The organism is Enterococcus sp. AZ040, assembly GCF_050499185.1.
In the GTDB taxonomy this organism is placed as follows: domain Bacteria; phylum Bacillota; class Bacilli; order Lactobacillales; family Enterococcaceae; genus Enterococcus_D; species Enterococcus_D entomosocium.
On record NZ_JBMHEW010000001.1, the window covers coordinates 2590879 to 2609621 of the forward strand.

Below are 18743 nucleotides of genomic sequence, written 5' to 3' on the forward strand. Positions count from 1 at the left end.
TTTTATTTAATAGAAGTATTTTTATCATTTTAGAAGAGCTAGGAAATTTATCCTAGCTCTTCACAAAACAAAACTAACGAGTTACTCTGTTTCACGCTTTGCTTCATCTTTTTTCTTTTTCATTAAAGCAATAGCAGCTAACAGCGTGGCAATTCCAGCAAGAGACATTTGAATACCACTTGCATCAGATTCGCCAGTCTTAGGAAGAGTAGAACCAGTTGCACCGGTCGTATGACTCCCTACTTCTGTGTTGCCAATTGGCGTTATTGTATTTCCATTTACTCCATTGTTCTGATCAGAACTTGATGGTGTTGAAGTAGAGCCGCTGTTAGACTCACTTGCCGAAAGTGAATGACCTTGGCTAGTTGATTGTGATTGCAGCTCTGATAGACTCTCAGACAAGCTATTACTGTGATATTCACTGACGATATCAGAGTTGATATCACTTGTACTTGTGCTTAGCGAAGCAGAGTCACTCACGCTGGTACTATCGCTGATTGATTCACTAGCGCTCATGGAGACTGAATCTCGATCAGAGGCACTAAAGCTTTCACTCTGACTAGCCGAGTTGCTAGCACTCAGACTGTCGCTTGTTGACCCTGAATCACTTGATTCGGCGCTAAGTGATACTGAATCACGTTCACTATCACTGATGCTGGTGCTTTCGCTTGCTGATTCACTTACGCTTGTACTGTCACTGATAGAAGTCGAATCACTTACACTTGCACTATTTGACATTGAATCACGTTCACTATCGCTGATGCTGGTGCTTTCGCTTGCTGATTCACTCACACTTAGGCTTTCGCTTGCTGAAGTCGAATCACTTACACTTGCACTATCAGACATTGAACCACGTTCACTATCGCTGATGCTGGTGCTTTCGCTAACAGATTCACTCACACTTAGGCTTTCGCTTGTTGAAGACGAAGCACTTACACTTGCACTATCAGACATTGAACCACGTTCACTGTCACTAATGCTGGTACTTTCGCTAACAGATTCACTCACACTTGTACTGTCACTGGTTGAAGTCGAATCACTTACACTTGCACTATCAGACATTGAACCACGTTCACTGTCACTAATGCTAGTACTTTCACTAGCTGATTCGCTCATACTTGTACTGTCACTTTGACTGATTGATGTGCTCTCACTTGCAAAAATCGACTCACTTGTACTGAAGCTGCGGCTTTCTTCCGTAGAAATACTTGCGCTTTCAGACTCAGAATCACGAATGCTAGAACTGTTGCTTGTACTTTCAGAAGCGGAGGCTTGATCGCTCGTACTCATAGATTGACTCAAACTTGTACTGTCACTTGAACTAACCGATTCGGAATCTCGGACACTTTCACTTGTACTAATGCTTTCGCTAATGGAGGTTGATTCGCTAGGTGTAACTTCCGTACTATTCCGCTCGCTTTCGCTAGTACTGATGCTGACGCTAACTGATTCACTGGTGCTAGAGCTTTGTGAATCACTTGTCGAAGCACTCACACTTTGAGATTCAATCACTTCTTGTTTTTCGCTAAGCGATGTGCTGATTGATGCCGATTCGCTTAGACTTGTACTAGTAGATTGTGAAATGCTGGTGCTCTCACTAGCACTTGCTGAGACAGAATCATTTGTACTTGTACTGTCACTGGTTGAAAGGCTAGAACTGTTCGATCTTGAATATAGATCGCTTAAGCTATCACTTGCACTATCGCTATTGCTGAGTGATGTGCTTGCACTATCACTCGTACTGAAACTACGTGATTCGCTGGCACTTTCAGATCTAGATAGTAAATCACTTAGACTCGCGCTTAAACTTAAGCTGTTACTTACGCTCGTGCTACCGCTATAGCTTAGGCTATCACTTCTAGATTCACTTGCACTCTCTGATCTAGAAAGTAAATCACTTACACTCGTACTAGAACTTAAGCTGTCACTAGTTGATGTGCTCATGCTATTGCTTACACTATCACTCCGTGATTCGCTCGCACTGCTAGATTGAGAGTTCATTTCACTTAAACTTAAGCTAGAGCTGTTGCTGCCACTCAACGAAGTACTTGTGCTTTGGCTCAAGCTATTGCTCCGTGATTCACTGGCACTGGTTGAACGAGATAGTAATTCGCTCAAGCTAGTACTGCTACTTTCACTCGTACTAATTGATGTGCTGCTACTATAGCTTAGGCTATCACTCCGTGACTCGCTGGCACTGACTGATTGAGATAATTGTTCACTTAGACTTGTACTTGAACTCAAACTCGTGCTAGCTGAAGTACTTTGACTGAAACTATTACTTAGGCTATTACTTAAACTAATACCTTCGGAAAGTGAGTCACTTGTCAATTGGCTCAAACTATTACTCAAACTGTAGCTGTCGCTCGCACTAGTTGACGATGAATCACTTAATGAACTGCTAGTACTTGTGCTGAGACTTAGACTCGCAGAAGTACTACTACTGTAGCTTTGACTTTCACTTGCTAGTGATCTGCTTTCTGAAAGACTATCGCTATTGCTCAAGCTAGCACTGATTGACGATGAGTCGCTCATTGATGTACTGATACTCAAGCTTTCACTCATACTTTCAGAAGCACTATTACTAATACTTGTACTATCGCTAGTACTTGTACTTATGCTTGCTGAGGTGCTGCTACTGTAGCTAGTACTGTCACTAGTACTTAGACTAATACTTGCTGAGGTACTGCTGCTAAAGCTTTCACTCATACTTGAACGTGAATCACTAATTGACGTACTCAAACTATTCGATTCACTATTACTGCTACTTGTACTAATTGAAGCAGAGTCACTAACCGAAGTACTGACACTAGTACTCATGCTCAAGCTGGCTGAAGTACTGCTGCTATAGCTTTGACTTTCACTAGTCCGTGAATCGCTCACAGACGTACTAATGCTTGTTGATTCACTATTACTTGTACTTGTGCTACCGCTGTAGCTTGCAGAGTCGCTTGCACTTTGTGACATTAAACCACTAGTACTCAATGATGATGAATCACTTAGTGAAGTACTAATACTTGCTGACTCACTGTTACTAATACTTGTACTTACTGATAATGAGTCACTCAATGACGTACTCGTACTTGTTGACTCACTGTTGCTTACACTTGTGCTGCCACTAAAGCTTGTAGAATCGCTCGCACTTAATGACAACGAAGTACTTGTGCTTAGAGATAACGAGTCACTGATCGACGTACTTGCACTTGTCGAGTCACTGTTGCTTACACTTGTACTTAGCGATGATGAATCACTGATTGATGTGCTTGTACTTGCTGATTCACTGTTACTGATACTTGTACTTACTGATAACGAATCGCTGATCGACGTGCTTGTACTTGTCGAGTCACTGTTGCTTACACTTGTACTTAGCGATGATGAATCACTTAATGACGTACTTACACTTGTGGAATCGCTACTGCTAACACTTGTGCTTCCGCTAAAGCTTGCAGAATCACTCGCACTTAGAGATGTCGAAACACTTGTACTCAATGATGATGAATCACTGATTGATGTGCTTGTACTTGCTGATTCACTGTTACTGATGCTTGTACTTACAGACAATGAATCGCTGATCGACGTGCTAGTGCTTGTTGACTTACTAATACTTGTAGATGTTGATTCGCTCACTGACGTACTTGCACTTGTCGATTCACTAGTACTTACGCTTGTGCTACCACTAAAGCTTGTAGAATCACTCGCACTTAGGGATGCTGAAATACTTGTGCTCAATGATGATGAATCACTGATTGATGTGCTCGTACTTGCTGATTCACTGTTACTGATGCTTGTACTTACAGACAATGAATCGCTGATCGACGTGCTCGTACTTGTCAAGTCACTGTTGCTTACACTTGTACTTAGCGATGATGAATCACTTAATGACGTACTTACACTTGTGGACTCGCTACTGCTAACACTTGTGCTTCCGCTAAAGCTTGCTGAATCACTCGCACTTAGAGATGTCGAAACACTTGTACTCAATGACAATGAATCACTGATTGATGTGCTCAGGCTTGTTGATTCACTGTTACTAATGCTTGTACTTACAGATAATGAATCGCTGATCGACGTGCTCGTACTTGTGGAATCACTAACGCTTGTAGATGATGATTCGCTCACTGACGTACTTGAGCTTGTGGACTCACTGTTGCTTACGCTTGTGCTGCCACTGTAACTTGCGGAATCACTCGCACTTAGGGATGCTGAAATACTTGTACTCAATGATAGTGAATCACTGATCGACGTACTTGTACTTGTTGACTCACTATTACTTACACTTGTGCTACCACTAAAGCTTGCTGAATCACTCGCACTTAGAGATGTCGAAACACTTGTACTCAATGATGATGAATCACTGTTCGATGTGCTGTTGCTTGTTGATTCACTAATGCTTGTAGATGTTGATTCGCTCGATGACGTACTTGCGCTTGTGGAATCACTGTTACTTACACTTGTACTGCCGCTAAAGCTTGCTGATTCACTCGCACTTAGGGATGTCGAAATGCTTGTGCTCAATGATGATGAATCACTGATTGACATACTTTCACTTGCTGATTCACTGTTACTGATACTTGTACTTACAGACATTGAATCGCTAATCGACGTGCTGGTGCTTGTCGACTCACTATTACTTACACTTGTGCTGCCACTGAAGCTTGCAGAATCACTCGCACTTAGAGATGTCGAAATACTTGTGCTCAATGATGATGAATCGCTGATCGACGTGCTCGTACTTGTGGAATCACTGCTGCTTACACTTGTACTACCACTGAAGCTTGCTGAATCACTCGCACTTAGAGATGTCGAAACACTTGTACTCAATGATGATGAATCACTGATTGATGTGCTTATACTTGCTGATTCACTGTTACTGATGCTTGTACTCACTGATAATGAATCGCTAATCGACGTGCTTGTACTTATGGACTCACTATTACTTACACTTGTGCTACCACTAAAGCTTGCTGAATCACTCGCACTTAGGGATGCTGAAATACTTGTACTCAATGATAGTGAATCACTGATCGACGTACTTGTACTTGTCGACTCACTGTTGCTTACACTTGTGCTGCCACTAAAGCTTGCAGAATCACTCGCACTTAGGGATGTTGAAATGCTTGTGCTCAATGATGATGAATCACTGACTGATGTGCTTGTACTTGCTGATTCACTGTTACTAATACTTGTACTTACTGATAATGAATCGCTAATCGACGTGCTCGTACTTGTGGAATCACTGTTGCTTACACTTGTGCTACCACTAAAGCTTGTAGAATCGCTCGCACTTAGGGATGCTGAAATACTTGTACTCAATGATGATGAATCACTGATTGATGTGCTTGTACTTGTCGACTCACTGTTGCTTACACTTGTGCTGCCACTGAAGCTTGCAGAATCACTCGCGCTTAGAGATGTCGAAACACTTGTACTCAATGATGATGAATCACTGACTGATGTGCTCAGGCTTGCTGATTCACTGTTACTAATGCTTGTACTTACAGACAATGAATCGCTGATCGACGTGCTTGTACTTGTGGAATCACTGTTGCTTACACTTGTGCTTCCACTAAAGCTTGCTGATTCACTCGCACTTAGAGATGTCGAAATGCTTGTGCTCAATGATGATGAATCACTGACTGATGTGCTTGTACTTGCTGATTCGCTGTTACTGATGCTTTTACTTACTGATAATGAATCGCTAATCGACGTGCTCGTACTTGTGGACTCACTATTACTTACACTTGTGCTACCACTAAAGCTTGCTGATTCACTCGCACTTAGAGATGTCGAAACACTTGTACTCAATGATAATGAATCACTGATTGATGTGCTCAAGCTTGTTGACTCACTAACGCTTGTAGATGTTGATTCGCTCACTGACGTACTTGCGCTTGTCGAATCACTGTTACTTACACTTGTACTACCACTGAAGCTTGCTGATTCACTCGCACTTAGGGAAGATGAAACACTTGTACTCAATGATGATGAATCACTAATTGATGTGCTCAAGCTTGTCGACTCACTGATACTTGTAGATGTTGATTCACTATTTGACGTACTTGTACTTGTCGAATCACTGTTACTTACACTTGTACTACCACTGAAGCTTGCAGAATCACTCGCACTTAAGGATGTCGAAATGCTTGTACTCAATGATGCAGAATCGCTGATTGACGTACTTTCACTTGCTGATTCGCTGTTACTGATACTTGTACTTACTGATAACGAATCGCTGATCGATGTGCTGGTGCTTGTTGACTCACTAATGCTTGCAGATGTTGATTCACTGCTTGACGTACTTGCGCTTGTGGAATCACTGTTGCTTACACTTGTACTACCACTGAAGCTTGCTGATTCACTCGCACTTAAGGAAGATGAAACACTTGTACTCAATGATAATGAATCGCTGATCGAGGTGCTCAAGCTTGTCGACTCACTGATACTTGTAGATGTTGATTCACTACTTGACGTACTTGCACTTGTCGAATCACTGTTACTTACACTTGTACTACCACTGAAGCTTGCTGATTCACTCGCACTTAAGGATGTCGAAATGCTTGTACTCAATGATGCAGAATCGCTGATTGACGTACTTTCACTTGCTGATTCGCTGTTACTGATACTTGTACTTACTGATAACGAATCGCTGATCGATGTGCTGGTGCTTGTCGACTCACTAATGCTTGCAGATGTTGATTCACTACTTGACGTACTTGCGCTTGTGGAATCACTGTTGCTTACACTTGTGCTACCACTGTAACTTGCAGAATCACTCGCACTTAGGGATGTCGAAATGCTTGTACTCAATGATGCAGAATCGCTGATTGACGTACTTTCACTTGTTGACTCACTAATACTTACTGAAAGTGAATTACTTGCAGATATACTTTCGCTTGCCGAATCGCTATTACTTACGCTCGTACTGCCGCTATAACTTGCAGAGTCACTTGCACTTAATGATGTCGAAATGCTGGCGCTCAATGAGGATGAATCACTAAGCGAGGTACTCAAACTCATTGACTCACTGTTACTTAATGATAATGAATCGCTAACTGATGTGCTGGTACTGATTGACTCGCTAATACTTACAGATGTTGATGCACTAGCTGACGTACTTACACTTGTGGAATCACTGTTACTTACACTTGTGCTGCCACTGAAGCTTGCTGATTCGCTAGTAGACTCACTATTGCTTTCACTAATGCTCAATGACATCGACATACTAATTGAATTTGAGATCGAGTCTGATTCCGATAAACTTTCTGATAAACTCATGCTAGCACTCAATGAATCAGAAATAGATTCGCTGAAACTAATGCTCTCACTAAGCGAAGAAGAATCAGATTCACTAATTGCGACAGATAATGATTCTGATGCTGAAATACTTTCTGATACTGAATCACTCTCTGACAATGATAGTGAAGTGGATTCACTGAGTGATTGCGAGAGTGAAACTGATACTGACTCAGATAAAGATAAACTTTCAGAATCACTTGTACTGTTGCTCAATGATCCAGAAACAGAGGCACTAAAGCTAGAACTATCACTTTCTGAATCTGACTCAGAAACACTAGCTGATATGGATAACGATTCTGATGCTGAAAGACTTTCTGACATTGAATCACTATCCGACAATGAAATCGATGTTGAAATACTTTCAGATAGGGATTCTGATAAAGATTCTGAATCACTAAGCGAAATTGAAAGAGACATTGATTCACTTTCTGAGATAGAGGTCGATGACGAGCCACTCTCTGAGTCCGACACTGAAATAGATTCACTTGTTGAAAGAGACGCTGATTCTGAGTCACTCAATGAGATCGAAACCGATTCTGAATCACTTAAAGAAGTTGAAGTAGAGATTGATGTTGATAATGATTCAGATGTCGAATCATTCATATCAGATTCACTTTCTGAAATAGACGATGACAATGAGTCACTCTCTGATTCTGAAACTGAAACAGACTCACTCATTGATGTAGACATTGATTCTGAATCACTAACAGAGATCGATTCTGATAAAGAGTCACTTTCTGAAATCGATTGAGAAAGAGAAACACTTTCTGATTCTGAAGTAGAAGTAATAATGGATTCTGATAATGATTCACTTCCCGAAACAGACTCTGAAGTAGACAAAGATACCGGATCTTGTTCATAATTGACCGTGAACATCTGAGGTGAAGAATCCATTTGAGATGCTCCATTACTGGTGGTGTCAAAAGTTTGATTGGCAGCCATAGCTTCCGCTAATGTATTGTAGACTACTCCATCTGGTCCTGTAACCGTATAAATGTATCCATTTCTCTCTAAATCTGCATCTGTTACACCAAGAGTGATACTTTCGTTTGAAACGCCAGAAGTACCATATTTTCCAACAGTGACTGTTCCCGGGATTTGCTCAAATGCTTCCCCTGTAGCAGGATCTGATTCCGGTTGATTATTTCCAACGACACCGACTTCTTGATAAGACGGATAGAGAGTGATCGTAATAAACTGTTGATCACTATCTGTCGTACTACCATTATTGCTAGTATTATCAAAAACAAATGTCCCTGTTTGATCTGCATAATAACCGGTTTGAGTGAGGTAATCCGCAATTAAATCCTCATAACTTATTTCTTGGCCGGTCGTCCCATTGATGGCAACTGTGCCAGTTTGGTTTTGTAATGGACGACCATCTGAATTAACAAATGTTACGTTGACTGTTTGTGTATCTGCTACAACATAAATAGTGGTTAGACTCGCTCCAGTTCCGACTGTAGTAGATCCAGGCTGTACATTACCATTTAATACTGCACCTGTTGCATAATAGTAACCAGGAGGTAAATTCGTCGAAGTATAGTAACTATTGGTCCAATCAATAACATTCCCGTAGTTTGCAGGAACTCTATCTGTTCCTGAAGCTTCGGTACCAGCATTCATGTACTCAGAAGAAATCACTTGACCTGTCTTAACGTCAACATATTGGTACTGAACCGAATTATTAGCAACACCGTATACATAAATATTATAGGTATAATTGGTGTTTTCCATCGGAACGATCGCAACTGTCGCTTGTCCATAACTATCCCCATTATCGGCATTAGTCGTACTATCTCCGCCACTTTGGCCATCGTTTTTCGCAGAACTAGCGACTTGAGTACCAATTGCCCACATATAATTATCAGGCATTAGATCATTGGCATACTCCAACGTTTGCAAATCAAGATACTCACCAATGTAATTAACGTCTGGATCAATTGGCATATCAACAGTTTTGATAATATTGCCATACTGATCAACATAGTTTACAGTTACAGTTCCTGGTGCAATAGCAACAGTCGCTAATTCACGGGTAGAAGTATCTACAATATTAGATGTAGTAACATTTCCAGCCGTATCTTTAATGGTGGTTGTCGTACCTGAAATAGTCATCTCTACGAATTTTAAGTTACGGTTTCCTTCTGGAGCAGCGGTTTGGCTACTGCTGCCTTGCCATGTACTAATCTGAGAATTATTCATGACAAATGTTCCCGAACCTGTAATCAATCGGCCAGCCGAAACAGCTCCTGAAGAAGTTAAACGTGCTAAGTGCAATGCTCGCGGTGAAATAAAGCGAATGGTTGCGCCAGAATCAACATTTACAACAGTATTGGCATTCCATTGTTGCAAATCAAGTACCGTTCCTGCATTAAATGTAACAACCGCTCTATTTGTGACATTTAGCGAGTTAGAACCTACTGTACGCGTAGCCGTCATTTGTAAATTTTGTCCAAAAGTTGCAGTTCGGTCATTTGATTGACTTCCTGAATAACGAGAAAAATCAAGGAGCATTTGGAAGCCGTCTTGTTTCCATGTTACGTCATCTCCAACAGTGATTGAGTTAAATCCATAATAGACAAGGGGATAGTTGTTACTATTATAGGTACTAAGTTCGTTCCCAATAATTGTCGCTCCATCACCTACTTTAAAGGTATGGTTGAATCCTGTATCACTCGCATTGTTCCCTCGGATGGCCATATAGTAAAACATGGAATAACCAGTGGTACCAGCTGTTCGATTCAACTCTACATGGGATCCGTTAGCGATAGCTACTTCCCCAATTTGCATCAATTCTTGTTTTACATTGGCAACGATTTTGCCTGATAAAGTCACTTGACTATCCTCAGCATCCAGTAGTCGTCGTGGTTGATAAGCAGTATCTGTTCCGCTAACACCATCTCGTCCTTCGAGAGTGACATTATCGATATTGAAGTACCAGTATCCATAACCACCTGTTGCCGACCTTGAATCGATCACAGCGTCCGCTGTACCTGTCCCACTGTCTCCTGAGTTGGTGCCTGACTGCCAATGAATCAAGTTAATATTTGTGATCGTAAAAATAGAACCGCGAACCGTAGAACTTGCCCCTACATTAAACGCTGCTCCTGCCATATTGACTGTAAAACCATTCCCGTCAATAATCACACTCGTTTCGCGCCAACCCAAATCACGAGTTGCCACATTGGTAGCCGCTGTAATATTGGCGGTTACCTCGATATAGGTAATCGAAGAATTTCCATATGCTGCTTTTAAGGTAGCCCAGTCAGTAACTGCGGCATAAGTGCCATTAGCAATAGCGGTTTGCTTATATAAATCTTTATTCTTCACTTGGTCTGGCACATCAACTGTTACCCCAGAAGGTGAATTGGTTTTATTTCCATCATTGATTGCCTGCTCAAATTCTTCTCGACCCATATCCGGATCTGCAGAAACATTGATTTTAATGATCTGCCCCGATTGGGTGGTAATTGCAAAACTTGCAATCAAATTATTGGCACTAGCATATTGTTGCGCTGCCCGTATCAAAGATGTACTTGGTGAATTGCCATCTTTGACTACTATCTCTAATGAATTCGTTGTAGTGTCAACCGACGCTTGTACTTTCTTCGGCACTAATTGATCAAAGAGATCTTGTGCTTTTTGCGATTCTACTTTATTTTTTTCGGAGACTGTTTGTTTTGGTGGGTTCTTTTGACTTACTGACGTTGAATGAGAGACGCTGGTAGATCGTGACATCGATAGACTAGTCGATTCTGATGCACTTGACGACAACGAACCACTTTCTGAAATCGAGGTACTTTCTGAGATACTCAAACTCTCTGATTCAGACACACTCTCCTCCTCGGAAAGGCTCATTGATTCAGAAGTGCTTAGGGATTCTTCAATAGTGGTAACATTGTTTTCAATTTCTGAATCACTCACACTCTGTGATTCGGTTAAACTAGTTGACTCTGTTGCACTTTGTGACTGGGTAATACTTTCGGATTCAGAAAAACTATCCGATGGCTGTGTGCTTTCAGATTGAGAAGTAGCTTCACTTTCTTGTGTCGATGAAGCCGGTATTTTGGTCGTCGTTTTATTTGCCAAGACATTCTCGGCATTTGCTTCTTTACTTGCATCTAATGGCGGTGTGATTTCTGAAGCATGTGCCACGATTGGCGCGATACTCAATCCAGCAATGCCAGTAAAAGAAGTGATCGTTGCATAGACCCAATGTTTTCCGCTTTTATACATCTTGTAGCGTTCACTTTTATTGGAGCGTAACAACTTTCGATAATTATTCTTTTTACTCATTACGTTTATTTTTCTCCCCTTTCGTAAAAATGTTTTATAAACTTCCCCAAGTCCTATTTATTTAGAAGATAGGATAACTAATTATTTCATAGCTAGTAAAAAAGTTACGTTTTGTCCCAGAATCGGGACAAAAAAAAGCAACCTCTCCAATAGAAGAGGTTACTCCACTTGAAATTCCTGTTGGACAAGCTTTAAAGCAGCTGCGATCGTATCGTCCATATCATAATAGCGATAGCTGGCTAGGCGCCCACCAAACAAACAATTTTTTTGCTGTTGCGCTAATTTTTCATATTTGCGATACAATGCATTATTGCTTTGATCGTTAATTGGGTAGTAAGGAATATCTCCTTTCTTCCACTCTTTCGGGTATTCTTTAGTGATAACTGTTCTTTTTGACACCACTGGACAAAAATGTTTATGCTCAATGATTCGCGTATAGGGCGTTTGACTGTCTGAAAAGTTCATGACGGCTGTTCCTTGGTAATTATCCGTGTTATAGACTTCAGTTTCAAAATGTAAAGACCGATAGGCCAACTCGCCATAACAATAATCGAAATATTGATCAATCATTCCAGTATAAACAATGTTCTTAGAAGAGGCTTCATGTCGTGTGCGATCTGCAAAAAAATCAGTCTCTAAAGAAACATCAATCAGTGGATGTGTAAGCATTTTTTGAATCATTTGTGTATAACCCAATTTAGGTATTCCTTGAAAAATATCCGTAAAATAATTGTTGTTAAAGGTATACCGGATCGGCAGCCTTTTGATAATAAAAGAAGGAAGAAGATCACATTCTCGTCCCCACTGTTTTTCAGTGTAGCCTTTGATCAGCTTATGATAGATGTCTGGTCCGACTAAAGAAAGAGCCTGTTCTTCTAAATTTCGTGGTCTTTTTATTCTTGTCTTTTCAATTTGAGTCATTATTTTGGTACGAGCTTCAGCAGGATTTTTGGTTCCCCATAGTTGGTAAAATGTGTTCATATTAAAAGGAAGATTATATAGCTCGCCTTGATAGTTTGCAATAGGAGCATGAATGTAGGGATAGAATTCAGTAAACTGATTGATATAGTCCCAAATTTTTTTACTCGATGTATGAAAAATATGCGCACCATATTTATGTACGTCGATTCCTGCTTGTTTTTCTGTATAACAATTACCGCCAATATGTGTCCGTTTTTCCAACATTTTGACTGTATGTCCCCGTTTCGCTGCTTCATGAGCAAAAACTGAGCCAAAAAGACCTGTACCAACGATCAAATAATCATAAGCCATTTTTTTCTCCTAAAAACTATTTTCTTCTATTATAGGATTTTGATAAGTCAGAACTATAATTTCTTTTTTTTGAAAAAGAAAATAAAGAAGAAATGACTACCTTCTGTTATCTTAAATGATTGGTCATTGTCTGCACTGAATGAATCGAGACAACAAAAAAGCTCTGAAATCGCAGCAGCTGACTGTTAAATCAACCGCTGCTCTTTCAGAGCAAAGCAATAATCGAAAGATTATTTATTTTTTAAGTTGTAGAAAGCTTGCAAGCCTTTGTATTCAGCAACTTCACCAAGTTGGTCTTCGATACGTAGTAATTGGTTGTATTTTGCAATACGGTCAGTACGTGAAAGAGAACCAGTTTTGATTTGGCCAGCGTTTGTTGCAACAGCGATATCAGAGATTGTTGAATCTTCTGTTTCACCTGAACGGTGAGAAACTACTGCAGTGTAACCAGCTTCTTTCGCCATTTCGATAGCATTGAATGTTTCAGTCAATGTACCGATTTGGTTAACTTTGATAAGGATTGAGTTACCGATACCGTTTTTGATTCCTTTTTCAAGGATTTCAGTATTTGTAACAAACAAGTCATCCCCTACTAATTGAACTTTGTCGCCTAAGCGTTCAGTTAATAGTTTCCAACCATCCCAATCGTTTTCATCCATACCGTCTTCGATAGTGATGATTGGGTATTTGTTAACTAATTCTTCTAAGTAGTCAACTTGTTCAGCAGCAGTACGTTTTACGCCGTTTTCGCCTTCAAATTTAGAGTAGTCGTAAACACCGTTTTCGTAGAATTCTGATGATGCACAGTCAAATCCTAGGTATACATCTTTACCTGGTTCTAAACCAGCAGCTTTGATTGCTTCTAAGATTGTTTCAACACCGTCTTCAGTTCCTTCAAAACGAGGAGCGAAACCACCTTCGTCACCTACTGAAGTTTCTAAACCACGTTTAGACAAGATTGATTTCAAAGCGTGGAATACTTCAGTACCCCAACGTAAGCCTTCTTTGAATGTAGGTGCGCCTACAGGCAAGATCATGAATTCTTGGAAAGCGATTGGTGCGTCAGAGTGAGAACCACCGTTGATGATGTTCATCATAGGAGTTGGCAATACTTTTGTATTGAATCCGCCTAAGTAGTGGTATAAAGGTACTTCTAGGTAATCAGCAGCTGCACGAGCAACAGCGATAGAAACACCAAGAATCGCGTTTGCGCCTAATTTGCCTTTGTTAGGAGTTCCGTCTAAAGCGATCATTGCTTTATCGATAGCCATTTGGTCACGTACATCGTAGCCGATGATAGCTTCTGCAATGATGTTATTTACATTGTCAACTGCTTTCGTTACACCTTTACCGCCATAACGAGCTTTGTCGCCATCACGTAATTCAACTGCTTCGTGTTCACCTGTTGAAGCTCCTGAAGGAACCATTCCGCGGCCGAAAGCACCTGATTCTGTGTAGACTTCTACTTCGATAGTTGGGTTACCACGTGAGTCTAAGACTTCGCGTGCGTAAACATCAGTAATAATTGACATGTTTTGTCTCTCCTTTGAGTTTGTTTTATCTTAAGGGGAATGCCCCTTGCGAACAACTTAATTGTAGTGAAAAAATGACGATTCTGCAAATGTTATTTTCATGAAAATGAAATTATTTTACAGCATCTAATAATGCTAGGAATGAATCAGCTTGCAAGCTTGCGCCGCCAACTAATGCTCCGTCAACATTTTCTTTTGCCATGTATTCAGCAATGTTTTCAGGTTTTACAGAACCGCCGTATTGGATACGCACGCTATCTGAAACTTCTTTGCCGTATAATTTTTCAACGGTTTTGCGGACAACGCCACAAATTTCGTCTGCGATGTTTGCATCCGCTGATTTACCAGTACCGATTGCCCAGATTGGTTCGTAAGCAATCACAAGATTACTTACTTGACCGTCTGTTAAACCGTCTAAGCCAGCAGTGATTTGTCCTTCGATCCACTCCGCTGTTTTGCCAGCTTCATAGGTTTCTAAAGATTCACCACAGCATAGGATTGGAATCATGCCGTTTGCAAAGATTGCTTTGGCTTTTTTGTTGATGTCTTCATCTGTCTCATGGAAGTATTCACGACGTTCTGAATGGCCGATGATGACATAGTCAACACCTAGATCTGCTAAAGCTGCTGGTGAAGTTTCGCCAGTAAAGGCACCTTCATTTTCCCAGTAGCTGTTTTGAGCAGCAATTTTTAATTCTGTTCCTTCAGCAGCATTCACTAATGTTTCTAAGAATAAAGCTGGCGAACCGATCACAGAGTCAACTGTCTCGTTGCTAGGAATTTTTGTTTTGACTGCTTCAGCAAATTCTTTTGCTTCTTTCGCAGTTTTGTTCATTTTCCAGTTTCCGGCAATAATTGGTTTGCGCATGTTCTGGCACTCCTTTTCGTTATCAAGTGTGCAAAGAAAGTTCTTTGCACGGCTTGTCATTGATTATTTATCGTTGATCGCAGCTAGGCCAGGAAGTGTTTTTCCTTCTAGCAATTCAAGGCTGGCACCGCCACCTGTTGAGATGTGGGTAAATTTGTCAGCAAACCCTAATTGTTCTGCTGCAGCTGCAGAGTCACCGCCACCGATGATCGTTGTTGCATCTTCAAGGTTGGCAATTGCTTCACAAACACCAATCGTACCGTTTGCGAAGTTAGACATTTCAAACACACCCATAGGTCCGTTCCAAACGACTGTTTTTGCGCCTTTTAATGTTTCAGCAAACAAAGCGATGGTTTCAGGTCCGATATCTAAGCCCATTTGTCCTTCAGGAACATCACCAGTATGTTCTTCTGTTGGGACATCATTTGAAAATTCAGCAGCAGTGATTGAATCAACTGGTAATACTAATTTATCGCCAGCTTTTTCGATCAATTCTTTTGCTAATTCTACTTTATCTGCTTCCACAAGAGAATTACCGATTTCCATGCCTTTTGCTTTGTAGAACGTATACGTCATTCCGCCGCCGATCAAGATTTTGTCTGCTTTAGGAATCAAGTTTTCGATTACGCCGATTTTATCAGATACTTTTGCTCCACCAAGAATCGCAATCATTGGACGTTTTGGTTCTTCGACTGCTTCCCCGATGAATTTGATTTCTTTTTCCATTAAGAAACCAGCAACTGTTGGGATACCTGTTGAAGCGATCCCTACGTTTGAAGCGTGTGCGCGGTGTGCGGTACCAAAGGCATCATTTACAAAAACATCGCCTAAAGAAGCCCAGTATTTGCCTAGTTCAGGATCGTTTTTGCTTTCTTTTTTGCCATCGATGTCTTCGAAACGAGTGTTTTCAAAAACAACGACATCGCCATCTTGCATGTTGTTGATCGCTGTTTCTAATTTTTCGCCGCGGGTTTCATCAATGAAAGTTACTTCTTTGCCTAATAATTCGCCAAGACGTTTCGCAACTGGCGCTAAAGATTTTCCAGCTTTATCTGCTTCTTCTTTCACACGACCTAAGTGTGAGAAAAGAATTGCTTTTCCGCCGTTTTCGATCACATAATTGATTGTTGGTAATGCTGCTTTGATCCGTGTATCATCTCCGATCACTCCATCTTTCAATGGAACGTTGAAGTCCACACGTACAAGAACTTTTTTATCTTTTAAATCGATATCTTGAACTGTCATTTTAGCCATGAACAGATTCCTCCTAGCATAATTGTTAAAAAAAGCGGAGAAGCGCGATGCTTCCCCGCTTTCTCTTGCGATGGTTTAAATTAAAGTCGTTCGCAACTCTTATAGGTTAGCGAAGTATTCTAAAGTACGTACTAATTGTGCAGTGTATGACATTTCATTGTCGTACCAAGCAACAGTTTTAACTAATTGTTTGTCGCCAACAGTCATAACTTTTGTTTGAGTTGCATCAAATAATGAACCGTAAGTCATACCAACGATATCAGAAGAAACGATTTCGTCTGTGTTGTAACCGTAAGATTCGTTTGAAGCTTCTTTCATTGCTGCATTGATTTCATCAACAGTTACTTCTTTGTCAAGAACAGTAACTAATTCAGTTAATGAACCAGTTGCAACAGGAACACGTTGAGCAGCACCATCTAATTTGCCGTTCAATTCTGGGATTACTAAGCCGATCGCTTTAGCAGCACCAGTTGAGTTAGGCACGATGTTTGCAGCAGCAGCACGGGCACGGCGGAAGTCACCTTTAGGGTGTGGTCCGTCTAGAGTCATTTGGTCACCTGTGTAAGCATGGATTGTAGTCATTAATCCTTCAATCACACCAAATTTGTCGTTCAATGTTTTCGCCATAGGAGCTAAACAGTTTGTTGTACATGAAGCACCAGAGATAACTGTTTCTTCACCTGTTAAAGTTTCATGGTTTGTGTTGTAAACGATTGTTGGAACATCGTTTCCACCAGGAGCTGAGATAACTACACGTTTTGCACCAGCTGTTAAATGTTTTTCAGCAGCTGCTTTAGAAGTGAAGAATCCAGTACATTCTAACACGATTTCAACACCTAGTTCGCCCCAAGGCAATTCTTCAGGGTTGCGGTTAGCTAAAACTTTGATTTCGTTTCCGTTCACATTGAATGAACCTTCGTGAACTTCAACTGTACCGTTGAAACGTCCTTGTGTTGTATCATATTTTAACAAGTGAGCTAACATTTTAGCGTCTGTTAAGTCATTGATAGCCACAACTTCGATTCCTTCTACTTCTTGGATACGACGAAATGCTAAGCGTCCGATACGTCCAAATCCATTAATACCTACTTTAACTGTCATTTAAGATTTCCTCCTTATGAAAATCATAAAAATATTTATTTTAAAGGGTTGCCCCTTTTAAAATCTCATTTGCGCAAGCTTCATCGGTGATGAGCCAGGTTTGTTTTGGTGCATTTTTCATGTATGCATTGACCGCTTTGGCTTTTGATTGTCCGCCAGCGACCGCAAAAATGATTGGGACTTTTTGTAAATCTTTTAATTGAAGTCCGATTCGAGGAACTTTGTAAACGACCTCGCCTGCTTCGTTAAAGAAATACCCAAAGGATTCTGCAACTGCATTTTTTTGTTTCAACATCAGAATTTCTTGTTCTGACATTTTTCTTCGAGCCGCCATATGCAACGCCCGTCCAATACTATGAATAACACAATTTGCTTGACTTATCAAGTTTAAGACATCAACGATGGCGGGTTCTTTCAAGAGAAACTCGTAGGTGTTCATGCTTAATTGTTCTGGTACAAACAAGGAGCGATAATCGCCATTTGTCTGCATTGCCATCACCGAGCTGACAGAGTTTGCTTGCACGTTGACTGATTCTCCGATACCACCACGGGCTGGAACAAACAAGTTATGACGTTTGGCGGTTTCCAAATTACCCAATTCCTCGGCAACTTTCGCCATTGTCGTCCCTCCCATTACTGCGATGGTGTTTTTGCCTTCTGGCAATAAGAGATCCAACGATTCATTCAGCAACTGGCCAAATTCAGCAATAACTTTCGGTTGTCGATCACCATCGCCGCTCGCAATCAAACAACGTTCGATGCCAAAGGTCTCTGATAATCGTTTCTCGATTTGGTGCATTCCGAACAGCTGATCCATCAGTGCACCAATCTTCGTGTACACTTCTTCTCCGTAGGCGGTCAATTGCATGCCGCTTTTTGAAGAGTCGATCAGTTTCAGCTTTTTAAGGATATCTGTTTCCGTCCTCAACACGCGTTCCGTCATTGATAAACTTTCCGAAAGTGTCCGGCGGCCAACGGGCTGCATCCAATAAATATTTCTTAAGATACGGTAACGTTCCTGGAGTACAGCGAGAATATCCGGGGTGATTGCCTCAATCAATTTTAATTCATCGAGCATTTTATATCCTCCCGTTGGACAATTTTCGTCCTACAATGACTTA

Annotated in this window: 7 protein-coding genes; all 7 read right to left on the bottom strand. The window is 40.9% G+C overall.

Annotation, left to right across the window (positions count from 1 at the left end; genetic code table 11):
- Positions 1 to 81: 81 nt before the first annotated feature.
- The gene (locus IGK63_RS11895) at positions 82 to 11595 is read right to left on the bottom strand and encodes a KxYKxGKxW signal peptide domain-containing protein (protein WP_429972510.1); all 11514 of its coding nucleotides are present in this window, start codon (positions 11593 to 11595) and stop codon (positions 82 to 84) included.
- Between the two features lie 159 nt (positions 11596 to 11754).
- Positions 11755 to 12867, bottom strand: coding sequence for a UDP-galactopyranose mutase (glf, locus tag IGK63_RS11900; RefSeq protein WP_429972511.1), 1113 nt, complete (start codon positions 12865 to 12867; stop codon positions 11755 to 11757).
- 230 nt (positions 12868 to 13097) lie between these two features.
- Entirely contained in the window at positions 13098 to 14399 is a 1302-nt protein-coding gene (gene eno, locus IGK63_RS11905) for a surface-displayed alpha-enolase (RefSeq protein WP_005234360.1), read from the bottom strand.
- A gap of 112 nt (positions 14400 to 14511) precedes the next feature.
- Positions 14512 to 15267, bottom strand: a complete 756-nt coding sequence (gene tpiA / locus IGK63_RS11910) for a triose-phosphate isomerase (RefSeq protein ID WP_008380860.1) — start codon at positions 15265 to 15267, stop codon at positions 14512 to 14514.
- 63 nt (positions 15268 to 15330) lie between these two features.
- Positions 15331 to 16521: a phosphoglycerate kinase gene (locus IGK63_RS11915; protein WP_008380859.1), complete on the bottom strand. Its 1191-nt coding sequence runs from the start codon at positions 16519 to 16521 to the stop codon at positions 15331 to 15333.
- Between the two features lie 99 nt (positions 16522 to 16620).
- The gene (gene gap, locus IGK63_RS11920) at positions 16621 to 17622 is read right to left on the bottom strand and encodes a type I glyceraldehyde-3-phosphate dehydrogenase (RefSeq protein WP_008380858.1); all 1002 of its coding nucleotides are present in this window, start codon (positions 17620 to 17622) and stop codon (positions 16621 to 16623) included.
- A gap of 40 nt (positions 17623 to 17662) precedes the next feature.
- Positions 17663 to 18700, bottom strand: a complete 1038-nt coding sequence (locus IGK63_RS11925) for a sugar-binding transcriptional regulator (RefSeq protein ID WP_005228675.1) — start codon at positions 18698 to 18700, stop codon at positions 17663 to 17665.
- Positions 18701 to 18743: the final 43 nt, after the last annotated feature.